Source organism: Nocardia asteroides, assembly GCF_900637185.1.
In the GTDB taxonomy this organism is placed as follows: domain Bacteria; phylum Actinomycetota; class Actinomycetes; order Mycobacteriales; family Mycobacteriaceae; genus Nocardia; species Nocardia asteroides.
In genome coordinates, this window is record NZ_LR134352.1 from 265,050 (window position 1) to 288,282 (window position 23,233).

At 69.7% G+C, this 23,233-nt stretch carries 23 protein-coding genes and 1 pseudogene; 9 read left to right on the forward strand and 15 right to left on the reverse strand.

All coding sequences use genetic code 11. The features are described from left to right. Positions 1-9 precede the first annotated feature (9 nt). Both thiC and EL493_RS01385 read left to right on the forward strand, forming a co-directional pair. The gene (gene thiC, locus EL493_RS01380; RefSeq protein ID WP_019049648.1) at positions 10-1,659 is read left to right on the forward strand and encodes a phosphomethylpyrimidine synthase ThiC; all 1,650 of its coding nucleotides are present in this window, start codon (positions 10-12) and stop codon (positions 1,657-1,659) included. A 126-nt stretch (positions 1,660-1,785) separates the two neighbouring features. Further along, the gene (locus tag EL493_RS01385; RefSeq protein ID WP_019049649.1) at positions 1,786-2,811 is read left to right on the forward strand and encodes a linear amide C-N hydrolase; all 1,026 of its coding nucleotides are present in this window, start codon (positions 1,786-1,788) and stop codon (positions 2,809-2,811) included. Positions 2,812-2,826: 15 nt separating this feature from the next. Here the strand turns inward: EL493_RS01385 and EL493_RS01390 are convergent, their stop codons facing one another. Both EL493_RS01390 and EL493_RS01395 read right to left on the reverse strand, forming a co-directional pair. Beyond that, positions 2,827-3,123 carry a hypothetical protein gene (locus EL493_RS01390; RefSeq protein WP_036835097.1) on the reverse strand — a complete coding sequence of 99 codons (297 nt, stop codon included), beginning with the start codon at positions 3,121-3,123 and terminating at the stop codon, positions 2,827-2,829. Positions 3,124-3,149: 26 nt separating this feature from the next. Then, complete coding sequence (locus tag EL493_RS01395; RefSeq protein WP_019049651.1) at positions 3,150-3,848, reverse strand: hypothetical protein; 699 nt, start codon at positions 3,846-3,848, stop codon at positions 3,150-3,152. Between the two features lie 112 nt (positions 3,849-3,960). Between EL493_RS01395 and EL493_RS01400 the strand changes: the two genes are divergently transcribed. Continuing rightward, on the forward strand, positions 3,961-4,755 hold the full coding sequence (locus tag EL493_RS01400; RefSeq protein ID WP_022566120.1) for a thioesterase family protein: 795 nt from the start codon (positions 3,961-3,963) through the stop codon (positions 4,753-4,755). Position 4,756: 1 nt separating this feature from the next. On the opposite strand, the gene EL493_RS01405 is transcribed toward EL493_RS01400, so the two are convergent. From EL493_RS01405 to EL493_RS01425, 5 genes are all read right to left on the reverse strand, one after another. Then, positions 4,757-5,269, reverse strand: a complete 513-nt coding sequence (locus EL493_RS01405) for an SRPBCC family protein (protein ID WP_019049653.1) — start codon at positions 5,267-5,269, stop codon at positions 4,757-4,759. 16 nt (positions 5,270-5,285) lie between these two features. Then, on the reverse strand, positions 5,286-5,615 hold the full coding sequence (locus EL493_RS01410; RefSeq protein ID WP_019049654.1) for an ArsR/SmtB family transcription factor: 330 nt from the start codon (positions 5,613-5,615) through the stop codon (positions 5,286-5,288). Beyond that, the gene (locus EL493_RS01415) at positions 5,605-6,036 is read right to left on the reverse strand and encodes an SRPBCC domain-containing protein (RefSeq protein WP_019049655.1); all 432 of its coding nucleotides are present in this window, start codon (positions 6,034-6,036) and stop codon (positions 5,605-5,607) included. Before EL493_RS01415 ends, EL493_RS01410 begins: the two co-directional genes overlap by 11 nt. A gap of 72 nt (positions 6,037-6,108) precedes the next feature. After that, positions 6,109-7,629, reverse strand: coding sequence for an MFS transporter (locus EL493_RS01420; RefSeq protein ID WP_019049656.1), 1,521 nt, complete (start codon positions 7,627-7,629; stop codon positions 6,109-6,111). A 107-nt stretch (positions 7,630-7,736) separates the two neighbouring features. Then, positions 7,737-8,306, reverse strand: coding sequence for a TetR/AcrR family transcriptional regulator (locus EL493_RS01425; RefSeq protein ID WP_019049657.1), 570 nt, complete (start codon positions 8,304-8,306; stop codon positions 7,737-7,739). A gap of 5 nt (positions 8,307-8,311) precedes the next feature. On the opposite strand from EL493_RS01425, the pseudogene EL493_RS01430 reads away from it, so the two are divergent. Further along, a pseudogene (locus tag EL493_RS01430) lies at positions 8,312-9,358 on the forward strand (KasA/KasB family beta-ketoacyl-ACP synthase); the annotation flags it as partial. 1 nt (position 9,359) lies between these two features. Here EL493_RS01430 and EL493_RS01435 read toward each other — a convergent pair. The 5 genes from EL493_RS01435 to EL493_RS01455 all read right to left on the reverse strand — a co-directional run bounded on the left by EL493_RS01435 (position 9,360) and on the right by EL493_RS01455 (position 13,229). Beyond that, positions 9,360-10,364 carry an ABC transporter substrate-binding protein gene (locus EL493_RS01435; RefSeq protein WP_019049659.1) on the reverse strand — a complete coding sequence of 335 codons (1,005 nt, stop codon included), beginning with the start codon at positions 10,362-10,364 and terminating at the stop codon, positions 9,360-9,362. Positions 10,365-10,383: 19 nt separating this feature from the next. Beyond that, positions 10,384-11,136: an ABC transporter ATP-binding protein gene (locus EL493_RS01440; RefSeq protein WP_019049660.1), complete on the reverse strand. Its 753-nt coding sequence runs from the start codon at positions 11,134-11,136 to the stop codon at positions 10,384-10,386. Positions 11,137-11,227: 91 nt separating this feature from the next. Further along, on the reverse strand, positions 11,228-12,034 hold the full coding sequence (locus EL493_RS01445) for an ABC transporter permease (RefSeq protein ID WP_019049661.1): 807 nt from the start codon (positions 12,032-12,034) through the stop codon (positions 11,228-11,230). 57 nt (positions 12,035-12,091) lie between these two features. Then, the gene (locus EL493_RS01450; RefSeq protein ID WP_019049662.1) at positions 12,092-12,502 is read right to left on the reverse strand and encodes a VOC family protein; all 411 of its coding nucleotides are present in this window, start codon (positions 12,500-12,502) and stop codon (positions 12,092-12,094) included. Between the two features lie 79 nt (positions 12,503-12,581). Continuing rightward, positions 12,582-13,229 carry a TetR/AcrR family transcriptional regulator gene (locus EL493_RS01455; RefSeq protein ID WP_019049663.1) on the reverse strand — a complete coding sequence of 216 codons (648 nt, stop codon included), beginning with the start codon at positions 13,227-13,229 and terminating at the stop codon, positions 12,582-12,584. Positions 13,230-13,318: 89 nt separating this feature from the next. On the opposite strand from EL493_RS01455, the gene EL493_RS01460 reads away from it, so the two are divergent. After that, positions 13,319-14,464 (forward strand): epoxide hydrolase family protein, encoded by a 1,146-nt coding sequence (locus EL493_RS01460; RefSeq protein ID WP_019049664.1) that lies wholly within the window; start codon positions 13,319-13,321, stop codon positions 14,462-14,464. A 104-nt stretch (positions 14,465-14,568) separates the two neighbouring features. On the opposite strand, the gene EL493_RS01465 is transcribed toward EL493_RS01460, so the two are convergent. After that, positions 14,569-15,717 (reverse strand): GTP-binding protein, encoded by a 1,149-nt coding sequence (locus EL493_RS01465; protein WP_019049665.1) that lies wholly within the window; start codon positions 15,715-15,717, stop codon positions 14,569-14,571. Positions 15,718-15,794: 77 nt separating this feature from the next. On the opposite strand from EL493_RS01465, the gene thiD reads away from it, so the two are divergent. Continuing rightward, on the forward strand, positions 15,795-16,643 hold the full coding sequence (gene thiD / locus EL493_RS01470) for a bifunctional hydroxymethylpyrimidine kinase/phosphomethylpyrimidine kinase (RefSeq protein ID WP_030201348.1): 849 nt from the start codon (positions 15,795-15,797) through the stop codon (positions 16,641-16,643). 119 nt (positions 16,644-16,762) lie between these two features. On the opposite strand, the gene EL493_RS01475 is transcribed toward thiD, so the two are convergent. After that, a complete protein-coding gene (locus EL493_RS01475) occupies positions 16,763-17,488 on the reverse strand; it encodes a TetR/AcrR family transcriptional regulator (RefSeq protein ID WP_019049667.1) in 726 nt (241 codons plus the stop codon). A 133-nt stretch (positions 17,489-17,621) separates the two neighbouring features. Between EL493_RS01475 and EL493_RS01480 the strand changes: the two genes are divergently transcribed. The 3 genes from EL493_RS01480 to EL493_RS01490 all read left to right on the forward strand — a co-directional run bounded on the left by EL493_RS01480 (position 17,622) and on the right by EL493_RS01490 (position 21,766). Next, positions 17,622-18,248 carry a class I SAM-dependent methyltransferase gene (locus EL493_RS01480; RefSeq protein WP_019049668.1) on the forward strand — a complete coding sequence of 209 codons (627 nt, stop codon included), beginning with the start codon at positions 17,622-17,624 and terminating at the stop codon, positions 18,246-18,248. 66 nt (positions 18,249-18,314) lie between these two features. Continuing rightward, complete coding sequence (locus EL493_RS01485; protein WP_019049669.1) at positions 18,315-19,652, forward strand: bifunctional glycosyltransferase family 2/GtrA family protein; 1,338 nt, start codon at positions 18,315-18,317, stop codon at positions 19,650-19,652. Then, positions 19,649-21,766: a glycosyltransferase family 39 protein gene (locus tag EL493_RS01490; protein ID WP_019049670.1), complete on the forward strand. Its 2,118-nt coding sequence runs from the start codon at positions 19,649-19,651 to the stop codon at positions 21,764-21,766. The genes EL493_RS01485 and EL493_RS01490 overlap by 4 nt, the downstream gene beginning before the upstream one ends. Before the next feature lie 66 nt (positions 21,767-21,832). Here the strand turns inward: EL493_RS01490 and EL493_RS01495 are convergent, their stop codons facing one another. Then, complete coding sequence (locus tag EL493_RS01495; RefSeq protein WP_019049671.1) at positions 21,833-23,095, reverse strand: PE-PPE domain-containing protein; 1,263 nt, start codon at positions 23,093-23,095, stop codon at positions 21,833-21,835. Positions 23,096-23,233: the final 138 nt, after the last annotated feature.

Genomic DNA, 23,233 nt, shown 5'->3' on the forward strand with positions numbered 1-23,233 from the left:
GGAAACATCATGGGCACAGCCACGTCTTCGAACGGCAGCTCCGCTCCGGTCGACACCGTCACCACCGGGCCGATCCAGGGCAGCGTCAAGCACTACCAGGAGGTCGACGGCCTGCGCATTCCGGTGCGCCGGATCAACCTCACCAACGGCGATCACTTCGACGTGTTCGACACCTCCGGCCCGTACACCGACGACAACGCGGTGATCGACCTCGAGGCCGGTCTGCCCAAGCTGCGCGACGAGTGGGACAAGCCCGCTGTCGACGGCCCGCCCACCCAGCTCGCCTGGGCGCGCCAGGGCATCATCACCTCGGAGATGCGCTTCATCGCCGCGCGCGAGGGCGTCGCGCCGGAGCTGGTGCGCGACGAGGTCGCCGCCGGTCGCGCGGTGATCCCCGCCAACCACAAGCATCCGGAGCTGGAGCCGACCATCATCGGCAAGAAGTTCCTGGTGAAGATCAACGCCAATATCGGCAACTCGGCGGTGTCGTCCTCGATCGCCGAGGAGGTCGAGAAGATGGTGTGGGCCTCGCGCTGGGGCGCCGACACCATCATGGACCTGTCGACCGGCAAGAACATCCACGAGACCCGCGAGTGGATCCTGCGCAACTCCCCCGTGCCGATCGGCACCGTGCCGATCTACCAGGCGCTGGAGAAGGTGAACGGTGATCCCACCAAGCTCACCTGGGAGATGTACCGCGACACCGTGATCGAGCAGTGCGAGCAGGGCGTGGACTACATGACCGTGCACGCGGGCGTGCTGCTGCGCTACATCCCGCTCACCGCCAAGCGCGTCACCGGCATCGTCTCGCGCGGCGGTTCCATCATGGCCGCGTGGTGTCTGGCCCATCACCAGGAATCGTTCCTGTACACGCATTTCCGTGAGCTCTGCGAGATCCTCGCGAAGTACGACGTCACCTTCTCCCTCGGTGACGGCCTGCGTCCGGGCTCCATCGCCGACGCCAACGACGAGGCTCAGTTCGCCGAGCTGCGCACCCTGGGCGAGCTCACCAAGATCGCGAAATCCTATGGCGTGCAGGTGATGATCGAAGGGCCCGGCCACGTGCCGATGCACAAGATCGTCGAGAACGTCCGCCTGGAGGAAGAGCTCTGCGAGGAAGCGCCGTTCTACACCCTCGGCCCGCTCGCCACCGATATCGCCCCCGCCTACGACCACATCACCTCGGCCATCGGCGCCGCGATCATCGCCCAGGCCGGCACCGCGATGCTGTGCTACGTGACGCCCAAGGAGCACCTGGGCCTGCCCAACCGCGACGACGTGAAGGTCGGCGTGATCACCTACAAGATCGCCGCCCACGCCGCCGACCTCGCCAAGGGCCACCCGCACGCCCAGGACCGTGACAACGAATTGTCCAAGGCCCGTTTCGAATTCCGCTGGCACGACCAGTTCGCGCTCTCGCTCGACCCGGACACCGCCCGCGAATACCACGACGAGACCCTGCCCGCCGAGCCCGCCAAGACCGCCCACTTCTGCTCCATGTGCGGCCCGAAGTTCTGCTCCATGCGCATCTCCGCCGACGTGCGCGAATACGCCGAGAAGCAGGGCCTCACCGACGTGGCCGCCATCGAGGCGGGCATGGCCGAGAAGTCCTCCGAGTTCGCCGACCACGGCAACAAGGTCTACCTCCCGGTCGTCTGACCTCAGGTTTCCCGGGACCGGTACGGCGCCGCCGTACCGGTCCCCGCCGTTTCCGGGGCTAGCATGGTCGCGGCAGAACACCTTCTGCGCAGCCTTTTCTGTACCGACCGGAAAGGGATCACCTGCATGTGCACCTCGTTCACCGTCACGGCCGAGGACGGCTCGGTCACCGCCGGACGGACCATGGAATTCGCCTTCGATCTCGAATCGCGGTTGCTCGTCTTTCCCCGCGGGATGTCGTATCAGGCCAAGAGCCCAGATCCCGCCGTCCCCGGCTATTCCTGGCGCGGGACCTACGGCAGTGTCGGGATGAATCTGCTCGGTCGTGAATGCCTGCTCGACGGCGTGAACGAAACCGGACTGTATTTCGGGGCGCTGTATCTGCCGAATTTCACCGAGTACCAGACCGTGCCGGTCGGCCGCGAATCCGAGTCGATGTCGCAGATCCACGATGTCGGCAACTATCTGCTGTCCACCTGCGCGTCGGTGAGCGAGGCGGCGGCGGCCCTGGAACGGGTCCTGGTGTGGGGCCAGCCCGACCCCGGCACCGGTAAACCCATCGAACTGCACTACACGCTGCACGACGCGAGCGGCAGTTCGCTGGTCGCCGAATACATCGACGGCGAACTCCAGCTGCACGACAATCCGCTCTCCGTCCTCACGAATTCACCGCCGTTCGAATGGCACCTGCTCAACACGGGGAACTACGTGAACCTCTCCGCCGTGAACGTCCCCGATTTGCCGCTGTCCGGTTACGACGTGAGCGCACTGGGCCAGGGCAGCGGAATGCTCGGCCTGCCAGGCGATTTCACCCCACCGTCGCGTTTCGTCCGTGCGGTGGCCCTCACCCAGGCCGCCGAACCGGCCCCCGACGCCGCCACCTCCGCGATCGTCGCCGCCCACATCCTCGACAGCTTCGACATCCCCAAGGGATTCGTCCGCTCCGGCGAGGACGGCCCCGACTCGATCGAATACACGGAATGGTCCACCATCGCCGGCCTCGCCGCCGACCACCGCCGCTATTTCGTCCGCTACTACGACAGCCCCGTCTGGTGCGCGGTCGACCTGTCCGACCTGGATTTCGACCAGGAAGACGTGACAGTTCTCGACACCACCGCAACCTGGTGCGTAGACGTGACACCGTCTGCCTGATCCAGGAAGCCCGTGTCAGTCACCACTGAACCAGAGATATCCATTGCGCTCGATCGCCTCCTCAGCCGCCTCCCGCAAGACAGCGACGACCTCGGCTTCACGCTCGTCGCCGGTAGGCGTGCGCGCGAGCTCGTCCAGAAACAGCGTCAATTGGTAGCAGTTGAACATCGTATCGGCGTAGGCATGAATCTCACCCAGCATCGTCCCGGCACCAGCACCCAGCACCATCCCCGACAGCGTGTCCGCAACTCGCCCGTCGCACATCCGCACCCGACCGTGCACTTGGTCCTGCACAAAGACAGAAATCCCCATACCGAAATTCTCCGCCACACCACCGCTCACCAATCGTCGAGGTAGTACAGGACGACCGAGATGGTGTTGTCGGGGAGTTGGGTGAGGGTGAGGCTGGTTTCGTGACGGTCCAGCGGCCAGCCTTCGACGGCGCAGTCGGCCCACCAGTAGCCGCTGGGGGTGGAGCCACGGTTGTGTTCGAAGGTGCACGATCGCGTATCGGTGAAGTGGCGGCGGAGGGTGTCGGTGATCTGGTCTGGAGTGGCGTTCTCGGCGCCGACGGCGAATTCGCGGGTGCAGCTGCTGTTGGACGACAGGGAGGCGCAGTAACCCGGCTTGGTCCAGCGCACGGAGAGTTGATCGGGCAGGGACCCGATGGCGTCGGCGGCGGGGATCCACGACCACCGTTCCACGGTGGTGAGGGCCAGGCCGAGGAGCAGGAGCGGCACTGCGATCAGGACACAGCACACGTTGCTGATCACGTAGGCGATTCGTCTGCGCGCCGATGCTTCGGCCTCCGAGTCGTCCTCGACGGACGGCCCCGCCACCAGCACGGCGATCGTCAGGCACACCAGCGCGACGAGCATCGTGGCCTGTCCCTCGTAGAAGATCCACCGGCTGATCACCGCGTACTGCGCGAACGCGAGTGCGCCGAGTATCGCGAATCCGATCAGCAGCCCCCGGCGGGTCGCGGCGAGCAGCGGCCAGAGCACCAGCGGCAGGAAGATCAGACTGAACCACAACACCGAGTGACCGTATTCGAGCCGCTGGTTGTGCGCACCGGATGTCCGGAGGGTGGTCGGTTGATCACCCCATGGTGGGCAGATCCAGGGTGAGGGGCGGAGTAACGTCGGCGGGGTGGCCGAAGCCTTCTATGTTCCTGATGCCGGGGATCCGGACCGGTACCTCTCGACCGAGCTTACGCGGGGACCGTGGTCGCCGGACGCGCAGCATGCGGGGCCGCCGTCGGCGCTGCTGGGGCATGCCATCGAGCGGTGTTCGCCGCGCGAGGGGTTCCAGGTCGGGCGGGTGGCGGTGGAGATTCTCGGGCCGGTGCCGTTGGCGCCGCTGACCGTGCGGACCGAAGTGGTGCGGTCGGGGCGCAGCGTGGAGCTGATCCAGGCGACGCTGTCCGCGGAGCGCGGACCGGTGATGCAGGCCAACGCGTGGCGGCTCAAGCTCAGCGAGCCCGCGCTCGACCTGCCGGTGGAGTTCCTGCCCAGCGGCACCCGCCCGCTGCCCGCGGCCACCGAACCCGAGGTGTTCCCCTCCGATCAGCAGATCGGTTTCCACACCGGTATCGAATACCGCTTCACGACAGGCTCTTTCGGACAGCCGGGGCCCGCGGTGTGCTGGATCCGGCTGAAGTACCCGATCGTCGCGGGCACCACGCCGAGCCCGCTGGAACGGACGCTGGCCGCGGCCGATTCCGGCAACGGGGTGAGCTCGGTGCTCGACTGGTCGAAGTATTTGTTCATCAACACCGATCTCACCGTCACCCTGCACCGGCAGCCGGTGGGCGAGTGGATCTGCCTGGACGCGGTGACCCACCCGCAGCCGCACGGCATCGGCCTCGCCGAATCCGCGCTGTTCGACGAGACCGGGCCGATCGGGCGCGGCACCCAGACCCTGCTGATCGCGCCGCGCGGCTGACTCAGCCGATGGCGTCCAGGTCCACCAGGTCGGCGTTGCCGTGCTTGCGCAACTCCGACTCGGCGGTGCCGGTGCGCCGGAACGGATCGCCCTCGCCGGTGGTGAGCAGTCCGCGCAGGCTGGTCGTGATGTAGGCGCCCCAGGCGTTGGAGCACACCTCGTAGCATTCGCCCGCAGGCCGCAGCCCCACGTGCGTGAACCGGAGTTCGGTGCCGTCGCGGGTCTCGGTGATGTCGAAGACGATGTCGGTGTCCTCCCACTCCGCGGTATCGGCGATGAAGCCGAGCCACGAGTCGGTGACGTGCCAGACCAAGCGGCGACCCGGCACCGATTCGGTGGTGGTCATCGTGCAGCGATGGATGCCCGGAACCTCGAAAAGGTAACTGTCGCCCACGGTTCCGGTGCTGCCCTGCATGGTCTCGGACCACCAGGCGCGCACGTCGTTGACGGCGGCGAAGACCTCGGCGGGTGTCTTGTCGACGGTGATGGTGACGGTGAAATCGTTGTCGTTCATGGTGTGTCCTTCCGGCTCAGCCGTCGAGATGGCGGCGGAGCGCGTCCAGCGGGCCGTCCCAATCGCGTGCCAGGGCGGCCAGGAATTGTTGTGCCACATGCATCGGCGCGGAATCGAGGCGATAGCGCACGCGGCGCCGTTCGCCCGGTTCCGCGATCACCAGGCCCGCGTCGGCGAGCAGGGCGAGGTGTTTCGCGATCGCCTGCCGGGTGATGGGCAGGCGCTCGGCGAGGTCGGTCGCGGTGGACGGTCCGTGCGCGGCGAGCGCGGCCAGTACCGACCGCCTGCTCGGATCGGCCAGCGCGACGAAGACCCGTTCGGCGGTGGCCTCGAGTTCAGGCCGCATCGAGGTACTCGGTGAGCTCACCCAGCTCACTCTTCCAGCCGCCCACATTGCCCTCGAACGCCTCCTTGTGCGCGTCCTCGGACAGCTGGGCGAAGCCGGATTCGACCACGGTGAGCCGCGTGCCCGCACCGCTGGGTTCGAGGGTGAACTCCACGTAGGTGCGGCGCGGGTCGTCGTCGGGCAGGCCGTTGATCGGCCAGGTGTAGCCGAACACGGTCGGCTCCTCGACCCGCTCCACCCGCATGTCGGCGGCGAAGCCCTCGTTCCAGGTCATCCGCATGTCCCCGCCCGGGCGCAGGTCGATCTCGGCGGTATTGCCGAACCAGCTCGCCAGCCCCTCGGCGGTGGTGATGGCCGCCCACACCTTGGCGGGCGGATGGGCGAGCTCGACGGTCCGGACGATCTGATCGGGAAATCCCATGATGTCTCCTCAGTCAGTAGCAACCATTTGGTTGCAACTCAGAGTATGGCAACCACCTGGTTGCGTCAAGGGTCAGTGGCCGCCGGTGACGCGGAAGCCGCGGGGGACCAGCCAGACCGTGCCGACGGCGACCAGGGCGACCACCGCAGCGGAGATGTAGGAGGTGGTGGTGAGGGCGGTGTCGAAGGCGTAGCCGGCGGCGTCGACGACCTGGGTGTGCGCGGGTTCGGGTAGTTCGGTGGCCACCTCGTAGGCGCCGCCGACCGAGCCGGTGGCCTGCTCGGTCTTGTCGGCGGGGACCGGCAGATCGCCCATGTGCTGGCTGAAGATCCTGGCGTGCAGGCTGCCGAGCAGCGCGACGCCGAAGCCGACGCCCACCTCGTAGTTGGTCTCCTCCACCGCGCCCGCCTGACCGGCCCGATCGGCGGGCACCGCGCCGACGAGGACGGCGGCGGCCGCGGTCACCGCCATGCCGTCACCGAGGCCGAACGACACCAGCACCAGCGCCACCACCGGATAGGTGGTCGGTTCCGGACTCACCGCGAGCAGCAGGAATCCGAGCGCGACCGCGCCGAGGCCGACACCGAGCACCGTCCGGACGCCGAACTTCTCCATCAGGAACGGGGTGAGCAGCGAGGCGGTGAGCAGGGTGAGCGCGGCGGGCAGCATCCGGATGCCCGCCTGCGACGGGCTGTACCCGTGCACGTACTGCAGCCACAGCGAGACCAGGAACATCGCCGCGCCGATGGCCATCATGGCCAGCAGGGTCGCGACGGCGGCCGCGGTGAAGACGCTGTTGCGGAACAGCCGCACATCCAGCAGCGGGTCGTCCGCGGCGAGCTGACGCCGCACGAACCAGTACATGGCACCGACGCCGATCAGCAGGACCGTCCAGTCGACCGCGGTCGCCTCGCCCTTCGCGAGATGCTTGACACCCCAGGCCAGACACACGATGCCCGCGATCGACAGCGCCGCGGCGAACCAGTCCAGGCGCCCCGCCTGCGGCGCCCGGTACTCCGGCAGCACCCACAGCCCGACGACCACCGTCACCAGCACCACCGGCACGTTCAGCCAGAACGCCGACGACCACCCGAAATGCTCGACCAGGAACCCGCCCACGATGGGGCCGACGGTCGCACCGACGCCGGCCACCGCCGCCCACACCCCGATGGCCATGGTGCGTTCCCTGGGGTCGACGAAGATATTGCGGATCAGCGACAGCGTCGAGGGCATCACCATCGCGCCGCCGACGCCGAGCAGGACCCGCCCGCCGATCAGCTGGGCCGCGCTGCCCGCCGTCGCGGCGATCACCGAGGCCACGCCGAACAGCACGAAACCGCTGATGAACAACAACTTCCGGCCCACCCGGTCACCGAGCGCGCCGGTGGTGATGAGCAGACCGCCGAGCACCAGGCCGTAGATGTCGATGATCCACAGCTGCTCGAGCGGACCGACCTGCAGGTCGTCGATGAGCGACGGCAACGCCACATTGAGGATGGTGGCGTCCATGGCCACCAGCAACAGGCTGGCACACAGCACGCCGAGCATCACCCAGCGCACGGTGCCGTAGGTCTGCGTCGATTCGCTCACCATGCCGCCTCACCTAGCCGTTCACGACCGGAATCCGGATCCAGGGCACGCGATCCGCTGCCCAACCTACCCAGTGCGACGCGGTTGCGGCCGGAGCGCGCAGTGAACTCTCAGCGCACGCGCGTCGGCAGCACCGCGTCGACGAGTGTGCGCGCGGCCCGGCCGGTGCGTTCCCGGTCGCCGGTGATCACCCGGTCCTGGATGATGCCGCGCAATCCGGAGACCAGCAGGGTCGCCACCACCTCGGGGTCGTCGGCCAGACCCGTGCGGCGCAGAGCGGCCGCGAGTTCACCGACGAAGGTGGCGATGGCCGCGTCGGCGTAGTCCTGATACGGCGAGCCGGGGGCGCAGGCGGCGCCGAGGACCTGGAGCAGCACGCGCACGCTGTCGGCTTCGGCGCCGTCGGTGTTGAGGTCGAAGAAGGCGGTCAGCCGGTCGCGCAGCTGCGCGGGCTCGGTGACACCGCCGAAGACCGCGGCCAGGTCGGGCCGCTGCGTCGCCAGGGCCTGGACCAGCAGTTCCTCCTTGGTCCCGAAGTAGTAGATGAGCATGCGCGAGCTGGTGCCGAGGGCGGCGGCCAGCGGACGCAGGGACAACTCGGCCAGGCCGTGCGTGGCGATGTAGGCCACGACGCCTGCCAGCAGCTCGGCGCGTTTGCGGTGGTCGAGAGGACGGGCCAACCTCGCCGGACACGCACCTCACCCGGATCGAGCAGCGCAGGCACTCGTATGTGGAGCGGCTGGCGCTGGTCCTGGGCAGGCGGGTGTGGCAGGCCGCAGGCACGCCGGAGGTGGATCCCGAGCGGCTCGCCGTGGCGGTGGGCACCGGACTCGGCGGCGGTGACGCGCTGATCGACGCGGTCGACGCGATGCGCGCCGGCGGCTACCGCAAGGTCTCCCCGCTGGCGGTGCCGATGGTGATGCCGAACGGTCCGGCCGCCACCGTCGGCCTCGAGATCGGCGCGCAGGGTGGGGTGTTCGCGCCGGTGTCGGCGTGTTCGTCGGGGTCGGAGGCGATCGCGCAGGCGTGGCGGCTCATCGCGACCGGCGAGGCCGACGTGGTGGTGACCGGCGGCGTGGAGGGCCACATCCACGCGGTGCCGATCGCCGGCTTCGCCATGATGCGCGCCATGAGCACCCGCAACGAGGAACCCGACCGCGCCTCACGGCCTTTCGAGCGCGATCGGGACGGCTTCGTCTTCGGCGAGGCGGGCGCGCTGCTGGTCCTGGAGTCCGAGCGGCACGCCAGGGCCAGGGGCGCCCGGATCCACGCCAGAGTGCTCGGCGCGGGGATCACCTCCGACGCCTTCCACATCGTCGCCTCCGATCCGGCGGGCACCGGCGCCGCCCGCGCCATGCGAAAAGCGGTGCGCGCGGCCGGACTTCGCGAGGGCGACATCGACCACGTGAACGCGCACGCCACCTCCACCCCCATCGGCGACGCGTCCGAGGCCGCCGCGATCACCGCGGTGACCCCCGACGCCTCGGTGTACGCGCCGAAATCGGCGCTCGGCCATTCGATCGGCGCGGTCGGCGCGCTGGAATCGGTGCTCACCGTGCTGAGTCTGCGCGAGCAGATCGTGCCGCCCACCCTCAACTACGACAACGCCGACCCGGCGATCGACCTGGATGTGGTCGCCGGATCGGCGCGTCGGCAGCGCATCGACTACGCGCTGAACAACTCCTTCGGCTTCGGCGGGCACAATGTGGCGCTCGCCTTCGGCCGGGCCTGACTCAGGGCTTGTCGAACCTGGTGTCCACGAAGGACTTGAAGTCCACCTTGCCGGGAATCGCCTTGGCCGCGGTGAACGCGTCGGCGATCTCCTGCTCGGAGGCCACCACCGGGTCGGTGAGCTGGATCGGGTTCTTGATCGAACGGGTCCAGGTGGTCCGCGAGGCGTCGACGCTGATCTGGGTGAGCTCGGCGTACTTGGTGGACCAGGTGTCGAGGTTGTCCGAGGACCACTTGGTGGCGGCGGCGTAGCGCTGGAAGAAGTCGGCGAGGGCGGCGGACTTGCCCGCGTCGGCGACGGTCTTCTTGCCGGCGACCCAGAAGTTGTAGCCGTTGGCGGCCTGGTCGGCGGTGGCGATCGGCTTCGCGCCGATCTCCTTCTCCGCGATCGCGGTGTAGGGGTCCCAGGTGGCCCAGGCTTCGACATCGCCGCGGGTCAGCGCGGTGTAGCCGTCGGCGGGCGAGAGGTAGACCGGCTCTACGTCGCTGAGCGACAGGCCCGCCTTCTTCAGCTGGAGCAGCAGGTTGGCGTTGGCCGAGCTGCCCTTGTAGACCGCGACCTTCTTACCCTTCAGCCCGGCGACCGAGTTCACCGCGGAGTCCTTGCCGACCAGGATGGCGTCGCCCTTGCCGGTGGCCGAGAGCGCGCCGACGATCTTGATGTCGGCATTCGACGCCGCGCCGAAGATCACCGGGGTGTTGCCGGTCTGGGCGATGTCGATACCGCCCGCGCTGGCCGCCTCCACCAACGGCAGGCCCGCGGTGAAGGTGGAGAACTCGATCTTGTAGGGCAGGTTCTCCAGCTGGCCCGACGCCTTGAGCAGCACCTCGATCGAGATCGCTTTCTGGTCACCGACTTTCAGCGTGACGGTGCTCAGGTCGACCGGCCCCGACGGCGCGGCGTCGGTCGCCGCGTCGTCACCGCAGGCGCTCAGCGAGAGCGCGGCGACGACGGCGAGGGCGAGCCCGGCGAGGCGGGACTTCGGAGTGCGTTTCACGGGAACCACTTTCGTGCGGGGGTGGAAATCAGGGGGTGACGCCGAGCAGCGTCAACAGCCGGGCCGCGTACTCGGCGACCTCGGGGGCTGCGGCGGTGCGCGGGCGGGGCAGCTCGATGGCGACATCGGCGGCGATGCGGCCCTCGTCGAGCACCAGCACCCGGTCGGCCAGCGTGATCGCTTCGAGCACGTCGTGGGTCACCAGCAGCACACCGAATGCGCGCTGGGCGTGCAGGCCGAGCAGCAGCTCGTGCATGGTGAGCCGGGTCAGCGCGTCGAGGGCGCCGAAGGGCTCGTCGAGCAGCAGCAGCGTGGGCTCGGCCACGAGCGCCCTGGCCAGCGCGGCGCGCTGGGCCTCGCCGCCGGAGAGGGTGAGCGGCCAGGCGTCGGCCCGCCCGGCCAAGCCGACCTCGGCGAGCAGGTCGCGCGCGGCCTGCTCGTCGGCGCGGCGCTTGCGCGGCGTCGGCCTGCCCAGGGCGACATTGCGGACCACCGGCTGCCACGGGATGAGCCGCGGCTCCTGGAAGACGATCGTCGGCCTGCCGTCGACGGAAACCTCACCGCGACTGGGCGAATCGAGTCCGCCGAGAATGCGCAGCAGGGTCGACTTGCCCGAACCGCTGCGCCCGACCAGCGCGACGATCTCGCCCGCGCCCAGCTCGAGCTCGATGCCGTCGAGCACGGTCCGGTCGCCGAAGCGCTTGCCCAGACCGGTGATCCGGGCCGCGGCCGAGCGCGACTTGGTGGTGATGGGGGTGACGGCGGCGGCGGCGGCGGTCATAGCGGGTACCTCACGATCGAACGGCGGCGGATGGCGAGCCGACCGACCGGCGGGACAGGGTGGGTCCCCCGGTCGGCGTCAAAAGCGGACATCAGCGGTGCACCGCCGGACGCCAGCGCAGGGCGCGACGTTCGAGCAGTCGCACGATCGAGTCGGTGGCCAAGCCGAGCAGGCTGTAGATCAGCAGGCCGAACACCACGATGTCGGTGCGCAGGAATTCGCGGGCGTTGTTCACCACGAAGCCCAGACCGGCACTGGCATTGATCTGTTCGGCCACGATCAGCGACAGCCAGGCGATGCCCAGACTCTGCCGCGCGCCGACCAGGATCTGCGGCAGCGCGCCGGGCAGGATCAGCAGCCGCAGCCGCTCCGCGAGCCCGAGCCGCAACGCGCTGCCCAGCTCGAGCAGTTTCGGGTCGAGCTGCCGGATGCCGGCGAAGGTGTTGAGGTAGAGCGGGAAGAACACCCCGAGCGCGATCAGATAGACCTTCGGTTCCTCGCCGATCCCGAACCAGATGATGAACAGCGGGATCAGGCCGAACAGCGGGATGGTGCGGATCATCTGCAACGGCGGGTCGACCGCGTATTCGCCGATCTTGCTCAGCCCGGCCAGCACCCCGAGGACCAGCGCGAGCACCGCGCCGAGGACGAAGCCGTACAGCGCGCGCTGGCCGGAGACCAGCAGCGCCTCACCGAGCTGACCGGAACGGTAGGTCTCGAGACCGGCGTCCAGCACGACCGACGGCGCGGGCAGCTTCTTGGCCGAGATCCAGCCGCTGGTGCTGCCGATCTGCCAGATCAGCAGCAGCGCGACCGGCGAGAGGGCACGCAGAAAGCCCGGGCGACGGTACAGCGGGACCCGTCGCTCGGCGGTGTCGGTGGCCTTCTCCAACAGCATGCGTGCATGGTGCCCGCCCGCCCGCGCACGCCGACAGGGTTCGGATCAGCTCGAGGCTTACTCGCCGCGGCTCGAGATCTGCTGCACCGACCAGCTGTTGCCGTCGGGATCGTCGAAGAACACGAAGCCGACATTGTCGAGCGGATGCGGCATCGGCCGCGGATTCTCGCCGAGCACCTGCACGTCACCGACCTCGACGCCGCGTTCGATCAGCTCCGCCCGCGCCCGCTCGATATCGGGCACCACCAGTTGCAGGCCCTTGAGCGAACCGGGCGGCATGTGCGGCACCGCGCCCTTGCCGATGACGATCGAGCAGCCCGAACCGGGCGGGGTGAGCTGCACGATGCGGACCTCGTCGGAGATCACCGTGTCGTGGTCGACGACGAAGCCGAGCCGGTTCGCGTAGAAGTCCTTGGCGCGATCGATATCGGACACCGGGACGATGACGACTTCGAGCGTCCAGTTCACGAGATACCTTCCGACGGATGGTTCACGGTCGAGCCGAGTCTGCCACCGCCGGGCACGCGCCGTCGGCCGTACCGACCGTTCAGACCCGGCGTTCCCAGCGCCAGGCGTACTCCCCCTCCGCCGGTGGCGGGCCCGGCAGCGTGCCCTCGACCGTCATCCCGTCGAGCAGCAGGGCCAGCACCCGCCGTCGCAGTTCGGCGGTGCGTGCCGGGTCGGGCATGGTGACCGCGGCACACGCCTCCAGCAGCAGGCCCAGGTCCTGGGCGTCGAAGTCGGGGCGCAGCCGTCCGCTGGCATGGGCGCGGCGGACGAGTTCGGTGGCGGCCTCGCCGGCGTGGATCACGTCGGGCAGCATCGATTCGTCGGGGGTGAAGGTGCCCGCCAGCTTCACCGTCAGCGAGTGCACGTCGGCCTCGACCACCCGTTCCAGGAAGCCGACGAAGCCCGCCCAGCCGTCCGGATCCGCCAGCGCCGCATCGGCTTCGGCGTTGTACCGGCGCAGCCCCTCGTGGCACAGCGTGCGCAGCAACTCCTCCTTGCTGGGGTATCGGCGATAGAGGGCGCTGATCCCGACGCCCGCCTTCTCCGCGACGGCCGCGATCGGTGCGCCCGGATCGCTCAGGAACACGGCGCGCGCGGCGTCGAGGATCAGGCCGTTGTTGCGCGCGGCCTGGGCCTTGCGGCCGGACAGGCGGGGCTGAGCTGCGGTTTCGGTCTCGTTCGGCATGAATGTCAGCCTACCACTTGAAACGGAATGATCCGTTCTGCTACGTTTGGAACAGAACGAAGCATTCCGTTTCACAAAGAGGAGTCGACATGACCGCCACGGCCACCATCACCCCCTTCCGCATCGAGGTCCCGCAGGCCCGGCTCGACGACCTCGCCGCCCGCCTGCGCAACGCGCTGTACCCGGACGAGCTGCCCGGCGTCGGCGACGCCTACGGCGTCCCGGCCGACCGGGTGCGCGCCCTCGCGCAGTACTGGCTGGAAGAGTTCGACTGGCGCGCACTGGAATCCGAGCTGAACGCGTACCCGCAGTTCACCACCGAGATCGAGGGCGAGGACATCCACTTCCTGCACATCCGGTCCTCGCGACCCGACGCCACCCCGGTGATCCTCACCCACGGCTGGCCCGGCTCGATCCTCGAGTACGTCGACGTGATCGCCCCGCTCACCGAGCCCGAATCGGCCGACGATCCGGCCTTCCACCTGGTGATCCCCTCGCTGCCCGGCTTCGGCTTCTCCGGCCCCACCCGCAGCACCGGCTGGAACCGCTACCGCACCGCCCGCGCCTGGGCCGAGCTGATGGCCCGCCTCGGGTACGAGCGCTACGGCGCCATCGGCAACGACGGCGGCTCGATGGTCTCCCCCGAACTCGGCCGCATCGCGCCGGACCGCGTGCTCGGCGTGCATGTCACCCAGCTGTTCTCGTTCCCCTCCGGCGATCCGGCGGAGTTCGAGGGCCTGTCCGAGGCGGACATGGCCGCGCTGGGGCACCTGCAGTGGTTCCACGAGAACAAGATGGCCTTCAACACCCTGCACAGCCAGCAGCCGCAGACCCTGGCCTACGCGCTGGCCGATTCCCCGCTCGGCCTGCTCGGCTGGAACTCGCAGCTGTTCGGCGAATCCCTCGACGCGCGGTTCGTCGTGGCGAATGTGGCGCTGTACTGGCTCACCGGCACGGCGGGCTCGTCGCTGCGGTTCTACTACGAGGACGCGCACGCCACCGAACACCCCACCGAGCCGACCACGGTGCCGACCGCGCTGGCCATGTTCGCCGGTGACTTCCAGTCGATCCGCCGCTTCGCCGAGCGCGACCACGGCAATATCGTCAGCTGGAATTCCTACGACACCGCCGCGGAATCGGGCGGCGCGAACGACGCGGCCGGGCACTACGCCGCGCACGAGGCGCCCGAGGTGCTGGTCGGCGACATCCGCCGGTTCTTCGCCGGACTGGCCTGATCGGACCTCGGTGCCGCGGCCCACGCTCCCCTCATCGGCGCGTGGGTCGCGGCCCTTTCGAATCATGCACCAGCGCAGGGTGATACGCGCACCGAAGTCACCAATCAGTGATGCTCGTGCAGTTCACCCCAGGCCGGGAAGGGATCGGCGAAGCCGGTCCAGGCCGCCGGACCGGCCGCGAGCTCGGCATCGGTGAGCAGCGCGGCGTCGAGTTCGCGGCGGATCGCGGGCGCGTCCAGGCGCACCCCGATGAACACGATCTCCTGGCCGGCGGGCACCTCGAGCGTGGACCACCAGGCGCCCGGCTCGAAGGTCAGGTTCGGCCCGGCCTGCGACCAGATGGCGGCCAGCTCGGGGCGGCTGGCGATCCAGCAGAAACCCTTGCTGCGCAACATCCCTCGCAGTCCCGAGAGCACCTCGCCCAGACGCTCCGGATGGAACGGCCGATCGGCGCGATAGGTGAGGCTGCTGATGCCGTACTCCTCGGTCTCGGGCGTGTGCCCGCCCGCCAACTCCTCGGCCCAGCCGTCGGCCTCGGCCGCGACCACCGGGTTGTAGCGGCCGGTGCCGAGCACCTCGCCCAGCTCGACCACGCCGCGCTCGATCCGCAGCACGTGCGCGCGCGGATTGAGCCTGCGCACCGTGGCCTCGACGGTGGCGGCGGCGTTCGCGCTCACCAGGTCGGTCTTGTTGATCAGCAGCACGTCGGCGAATTCCACCTGGTCGACGAGCAGGTCGGCGATGGTGCGCGAATCCCCCTCGCCCGCTTCGAGTTCGCGCTCGGCCAGGGCCTGGCCCTTCACCAGTTCGGCCAGGAAGGTCGAGGCGTCGACGACGGTCACCATGGTGTCGAGCCGGGCCAGCTCGCCGAGGCGGAACCCGTCCTCGAACTCCCAGTCGAAGGTGGCGGCCACCGGCATCGGCTCGGAGATGCCGGTGGACTCGATCACCAGCTGGTCGAAGCGCCCGTCGCGGGCCAGCTTGGCGACCGCCTCGATCAGGTCCTCGCGCAGCGTGCAGCAGATGCAGCCGTTGGTGAGCTCGACCAGCTTCTCCTCGGTCCGGTCCAGGTGACCCTGGCCCGCGACGAGCGCGGCGTCGATATTGACCTCGCTCATGTCGTTGACGATCACCGCGACCCGGCGGCCGTCGCGGTTGGCGAGGATGTGGTTGAGCAGGGTGGTCTTGCCCGCGCCGAGGAAGCCGGACAGCACGGTGACGGGCAGATGCGCGGTGGGTGCGGAGTTGGTCACGAGTTAATGATAATGGTTTTCATTTGCTCTCGGCGGTCGGGGTCCCCTGGTCCGCGCGCCGGTCGTAGGGTTGGGGCGTGAAAATGCTGCCGCTGACCCCCGATGGCCAGACCCCTGTTCGCGCGCTCACCATCGCGGGCACCGATTCCGGTGGCGGCGCGGGCATCCAGGCCGACTCACGCACGATGGCGCTGTGCGGTGTGCACGCCTGCGTGGCGGTGGCCGCGGTGACCGTGCAGAACACGGTGGGCGTCAGCGGATTTCACGAGATCCCGCCGCAGATCGTGGCCGACCAGGTGCGCACGGTGGTCGGCGACATCGGGATCGGGGCGGCCAAGACCGGCATGCTCGCCTCCACCGCGATCATCGAGGCCGTCGCCGAGGTGTGCCGGGAGGTGGGGATCGGCCGCGACGGCACGATTCCGCTGGTCGTCGACCCGGTGGCCGCGTCCATGCACGGCGATCCGCTGCTGCACACCGAGGCCCTCGACGCGGTGCGGACCACCCTGATCCCGCTGGCCACCGTGGTGACCCCGAATCTGGACGAGGTCCGGCTGATCACCGGTATCGAGGTGGTCGACGACGCCACCGCGCGCAAGGCCGCCGAGGCGCTGCACGCGCTGGGCGCGCAGTGGGCGATCGTGAAGGGCGGGCACCTGCGCTCCTCGGAGGTGAGCACCGACCTGCTCTACGACGGCGACACCTTCCGCGAGTTCACCGCGCCGCGCATCGCCACCGGCAACGACCACGGCGGCGGCGACACCCTGGCCGCGGCCATCGCGAGCGCGCTGGCCAACGGATACGCGGTGCCGGACGCGGTCGCCTTCGCCAAGGAGTGGACCTACCGCTGCCTGGCCGCCTCCTACGATCTCGGCGCGGGCCACGGCCCGGTGTCCCCGCTGTGGCGGTTGCGCGCCGACGCCTAGCGTGGCGTCGCGAAGTTGTCGGTGGGCGGGTTCATACTGAATTCGCCGCACCACCACCGGTTCCAACGACGTAGCCGGCGAGAACAACGGGGTTCGTGCCGGGCGCGGCAGCGAAACCGTCAGCCGAGTGCGAACGCGTCGCGCAGCGGCTGCGCCGGGTCGATCTTGACACCGTTGAAGCGCGCGTGCGCCATGGCCAGCGCGGAGATGCTCTCGGCGAGATAGTCGACGAAGCGTTCCACCGGCATCGCCGAGACCTCGCGCTGATTCGCGCCGAGCCACCAGTCCGTGGCCGAGGCCACCGCGCCGAAAATCGAATAGTTCACCAATTCGATCCCGGCCACGTCGACCGATTCCGTCGGCAGCAGGCCCGCGAAGAATTCGGCGGCCCGGCGTGCGGACTGCCTGGCGGCGACCAGCGCCCGTTCGGTCTCCTTGGCCTGCTGACTGAAATGGCTGTGCAGCATGAACCGGAAGACGTTCGGATGTTCCGAGACCACGGCCACGTATTCGGCGGCGGCGCGGCGGACCAGCTCGGCGACGGAATCGTCGGTGAGGTTCACCCCGCCGAGCAGCCGCTCCCAGAGCATGTCGCGCACCCGGTCGACGATCGCGTTGTACAGGTCGGTCTTGTCCTCGAAATGGCGGTAGAGCTTGGGCTTGGCCGCGCCGGCCTCCTTGGCGATATCGCCCATGCTCACATCGGGGCCGACCCGGTCCAGGGCGCGGAACGCGGCGTCGACGAACTCGGTCCGCACCTGGATGCGGTGTTCGCGCCAGCGTTCGGTCCGCGCGTCGACACGACGGCCCGGCACTTCGTCGGCCTTTCGGTAACCCCGCGTCACGGGCAGAAGCTTATGGGCGCGGTCGGTCCGGGCGTTTCGCGGGGCCCGCGCTTTGCCGAACCGGCAATTATTCTTGCGGATTCTGGACAGGCGCCCGCACCATCGAAGCAACACCGACCGAACAGGAGCTCCGATGACCGAGACCGCGCAGACCGCCGAAGAATTCTGGGAAGGCTTCTACGCCGAACGGGACCAGATCTGGACCGGCAACGCCAACAAGACCCTCGTCCGCGAGGTCACCGGGATGAGCCCCGGCACCGCGCTCGACCTCGGCTGCGGCGAGGGCGGCGACGCGATCTGGCTGGCCGCCCAGGGCTGGCGGGTCACCGCCGTCGACGTGTCGGCCACGGCCATGGAACGCGGCGCCCGGCACGCCGCCGACGCCGGCGTGCAGGTCACCTGGGAGCGCCACGACCTGCAGGAGAGCTTCCCGGCGGGCACCTTCGACCTGGTCTCCGCGCAGTTCCTGCACTCCCCGGTCGAGCGGACCGACGAGCGCGCGACCATCCTGCGCAAGGCCGCGGCCGCCGTCGCGCCGGGCGGCGTGCTGGTGATCGGCAGCCACGCGCACTGGCCCACCTGGGTGACCACCCCGCCGGAGCACGTCGCGTTCCCGACCATCGAGGACATGCTCGGCCAGCTGGCACTCGGGCCGGAGTGGCAGGTGGAGACCGCCGAACTGGTCACCAGCCCGTCGACCAGCCCCGAGGGCGTCGAGGGCGAACGCGCCGACAGCGTGCTGCGCGTGCGCCGCGCCTGAGGATCCCCAGCAACCTCCCAGCTCGGTCCCAGCTCGGTGGCAGCGCCGCCGCCGAGGGTGGGTGCCATGACCCAGACCGAGGCCGAGCCACCGGCCATCCAGAGCAGCCCAGCGCCGGTGCTCGACGTGGTGATTCCCGTCTACAACGAAGAAACCGACCTGGGCCTGTGCGTGCGCAGGCTGCACACCTACCTGCGCGACGGCTTCCCGTTCACCGCCAGGATCACGATCGCCGACAATGCCAGCACCGACGCCACCCTCGCGGTGGCCCGGCTGCTGGCCGACGAACTCGACGGCGTGCGGGTCCTGCACCTGGACGCCAAGGGCCGCGGCCGGGCGCTGCGCGCGGCCTGGGCGGGCTCGGACGCCACAGTCGTCGCGTACATGGACGTCGACCTGTCGACCGATCTGAACGCGCTGCTGCCGCTGGTCGCGCCGCTGGTCTCCGGCCATTCCGATCTCGCGATCGGGACCAGGCTGGACGCGGCGGCCAGGGTAGTGCGCGGCCCCAAACGCGAGATCATCTCCCGCTGCTACAACCTGCTGCTGAAGACCACCCTGCGCGCGCACTTCTCCGACGCGCAGTGCGGCTTCAAGGCGGTGCGCGGTGACGTCGCCCGCGAACTGCTGCCCCTGGTGCGCGACGGGGAATGGTTCTTCGACACCGAACTGCTGGTGCTCGCCGAACGCGCCGGCCTGCGCATCCACGAGGTGCCCGTCGACTGGATCGACGACCCCGACAGCCGGGTCGACATCGTCGACACCGCCCGCAAGGACCTGCGCGGCATCTGGCGGCTCACCAGGGCGCTGGCCACCGGCGCGCTGCCGCTGGACGAGCTGCGTGCCGCGGTCGGGCGCGAACCGCTGGTGGCCGGGGTGCCGCTGGGGATGGTCGGGCAGCTGGTGCGGTTCGCGATCGTCGGCGTGCTGTCCACGCTGGCCTACATCGTGCTGTATCTGCTGTTGCAGCCGCTGTTCGGCGGCCAAGGCGCCAATCTGGTGGCCCTGCTGGTGACGGCGGTGGGCAATACCGCCGTCAACCGGGCCTTCACCTTCGGGGTGCGCGGGCGGCGGGACGCGGTGTCGCATCAGTTCCAGGGGCTGGCGATCTTCGGGTTCGGGCTGGCGATCACCAGTGGGTCGCTGTTCGCGCTGCACCGGTGGGCGCCCGACGCGCCCGTCGCGCTGGAGCTGGCCGTGCTGATCGGCGCGAATCTGCTCGCGACGCTGGCGCGATTCGTCGGCCTGCGCTGGGTCTTCCGGGACGCGGGCGCGGGTAGCCCGGCCTCTGCCGTGACGGAACCGATGCCGCGGGTCGCCGTCCCGAGCGAGTCCACCTCGCTCGCCGGTCGCCACCTGGCCGCCGTCACCTCGGACCCGAACGCGACGGAGGTGCGCCGATGACCGCCACCATCGCACCACCGACGGCCGGCCCGGCCGCGCCCACCACCTCGCCCCGAAAGCGCTGGGAATTCCCGGCATTGGGCCTGCTGCTGGTCGGCACCCTCATCGCCTATCTGATCAATCTCAGCGCCAACGGCTGGGCCAACGACTTCTACGCCGCTGCCGTGCAGGCGGGTTCGCAGTCGTGGACGGCGTTCTTCTTCGGCTCCTCCGACGCGGCCAATTCGATCACCGTCGACAAACCGCCCGCCTCGCTGTGGGTGATGGAGTTGTCGGTGCGGCTGTTCGGGCTCAACAGCTGGAGCATGCTGGTGCCGCAGGTCCTGCTCGGCGTCGCGACGGTCGCGGCGCTGTGGGCCGCGGTGCGCAGGTCCTTCGGTCCGGCGGCGGGTTTGATCGCGGGCACCGTACTCGCCGTGACGCCCGTCGCGGCCCTGATGTTCCGCTTCAACAACCCCGATGCCCTGCTGGTCCTGCTGATGACCGCGGCCGCCTGGGCGATGACGCGCGCGGTGGCCGACGGGCGGTGGCGCTGGCTGCTGCTGACCGGCGGCCTGATCGGCTTCGGCTTCCTCGCCAAGCAGTTACAGGTGCTGCTGGTGGTGCCCGCGCTGGCACTGACCTACCTGGTCGCCGGGCCACCGCGGCTGGGCAAGCGGATCGCCCAGCTGTTCGCCGCCGGTGCGGCCATGGTGGTCGCGGCGGGCTGGTGGCTGCTGGCGGTGGAGCTGTGGCCCGCCGACCAGCGGCCGTGGATCGGTGGCTCGCAGCACAATTCGATCATCGAACTCACCCTCGGCTACAACGGTCTCGGCAGGCTGAACGGCAACGAGACCGGCAGCGTGGGCCCGGGCGGCGAACTGCCCGCGGGCGGCAACGGGATGTGGGGCAGCACCGGCATCACCCGGCTGTTCGAACCCGCGCAGGGCGGGCAGATCGCCTGGCTGGTCCCGGCCGCATTGGCCGCGCTGGTCGCGGGCCTGGTGCTGCGCGGACGGGCGCCGCGCACCGATCGCCGCCGCGCCGCGCTGATCCTGTGGGGTGGCTGGCTGCTGATCACCGGACTGGTGTTCAGCTACATGGCCGGCATCTTCCACCAGTACTACACCGTGGCGCTCGCGCCCGCGGTGGCCGCGCTGACCGGCATTGGGGCGGTGCAGCTGTGGGGTGCGCGCCAGCGGCTGTGGGTGCGCCTGGCGTGCGCGCTCGGCCTCGGCCTCACCACCGCCACGGCGTGGATGCTGTTGTCGCGCAGCGCTTCCTTCCAGCCATGGTTGCGGTGGGCGATCCTGGTGGTCGGTGTACTGGTGACGATCGCCGTCGCCTTCCCCCTCGCCCGCAAGCAGTCGATCGTGGCCGCCGCGGCCGCCGCGTTCATCGGGCTGGCCGGGCCGGTCGCCTACACGGTCGACACCATCGGCTCGGCGCACTCCGGCGCCATCCCGTCGGCGGGGCCGAGTGCCGGTGGGATGCACGGGATGGGTGGTCGGCCCGGCGACCGGATGGGCGCCATGCCCGGCGATGGCGGTGCGCCCGACGGTGCGATGCCGGGTCGTCCGGACGGCGGGGCTTCGCCGGGTGACGGCACCGCGCAGGGCGGGGGCGCTAGCGGGCGGCCGGACGGTATGGGCCTGCCCGGCGGAACCAGCTCGCAGAGCGGTGCGGCCTCCTCCGGCGGAACCGGCTCGACAGCCGGCGGGGCGACCGCCCAGGACGGTGCCGCCGACCAGCGGATGGGCGGTTTCGGCGGGCTGCTCGGTGGATCGCGTCCGAGCGATCAGATCGTCACGCTGTTCGAGCGGAACGGGGGCGACTACACCTGGGTCGCCGCGACGGTCGGCTCGAACAGCGCCGCCGGATACCAGCTGGCGACCGAGCTTCCGGTCATGCCGATCGGCGGCTTCAACGGCAGCGACCCCTCCCCCACCCTCGAACAGTTCCAGCGCTATGTGGCCGAGGGCGAGATCCACTACTTCGTGGCGGGCGGACGCGGTGGCCCCGGCGGCAACAGCACCTCGACCAGTGCCGCCATCACCACCTGGGTCACGGAGAACTACACCGCCGTCACGGTCGACGGCGTCACCCTCTACGACCTCACCCAGCCGAAGTCGTAGGCCGACGTCGGCGCGGCCCGGCGGATCGGCTGATCCACCGGGCCGCCCCGCGTGTTCGCCTCCCGCTCAGGGTGTTCCGGGCGGGGCGAAGAAGTCGCGGACCAGGGAGACGACGGGGTTCGGCGGCAGGAGGTCTTCCAGATTGGTCAGCACGTCGGCGGGCGGCAGTGTGCGTTCCGGCGTGCGCTCGGGGTTCTCCCATTCGGCCACCGCGGCGACGATGCCCTGATCGATAGCGGCGGGCAGGTCGGTGCCGAGGGTGGCCATCTTCGCCGGGTTCAGCGGTTCCGCGAACTGGAGCGGGGTCGGCGCGCTGTAATCCGCGCGGTTGTAGCCGGTTTCGATCAGCACGCGCAGCGCGGGCTCCACCAGGACGGCGGCGGGTTCGGTCACCGCGGTGTTGCCGGTGTGCTGCCCGATCGCGCGTAGTGGATACAGCAGCGGCAGCGTGCCGTCCGGGTTCGGGATCGTGACATAGGTCGTGTCGCCATGGGTTTGGCAGTGCTCCGGGTAGGTCGCGCAGTCCTGCTGCGCGATGTACTCGGCCGGGTCCCGGTACCCGTAGATGGCGGCGCCCGCCTTGGGCTCGCTCCCCGCGCCGTTGCCCTTGGGCTGCAGGTACGACGGATGGATCAGCAAGGTACCCAGCAGCGCGTTGGCATCGGCGAGCACATTGAGCGGATAGGCGGGGAAATCGGAGATGCCGTCGTACTGCATCGCGATATCCCTTGTCGCGATGCCGGTGTCGGTGGGCGTCGGCGGGCCGAAGGTGATGTCGGCGACGGGAATTCCGCCGAACCGCACTGGCCGCTCGATGATGCCGCCGTTGGGACGATTCGGATTCGCGATGAGCACGAACGCCAGCCGATCCTTGTCCGCCTGCGACAGCCCGGCCGACCCGGCCTTCTGCGCACTGGCCACGGTCGAGCCCTGCGAATAGCCGAAGATGACCACTCGGCCGTCGCCGCCCAGCTGCCGCGCGGCCAGCGCACCCAGACTCGCCACCCCGTCGGCCACCGACGGATCCCACTTCGCCGAGGACGCCTCCGGCCCCTTCGACGAGATGACCGGCCACAGCGACGCGTCGTACGGCACCGGTACGAACACCACACCGGGACAGGAGTTGTCGCTACAACCTCGCGCGCCGGGATCGATGAAGTGCTGGTAGGCGTTGCTCTCGAAATTGTGCGCGACTCCGGGATCGCTGGTGCCGGTGCCGGGCACGATCAGCGCCGTGGTGGCGGCCAGCGCCGCACCGACACTCTGCACCTTCAACCAGCCGACGCCCAGCCCCATCGCCGCGACGGTCGCGGCACCGCGCCGCACCATCTTTCGCTTCCGCCCACCACCATCGGCCGTCTCCGGCGACGGTCCGGCAACTCGCACACTCGACGACTGGGGCATGGGCTGACCCTTCGGCAGGAGGGAAGAGCGATACCTCGGCAATTGCGGAGCAATTCTGACAGC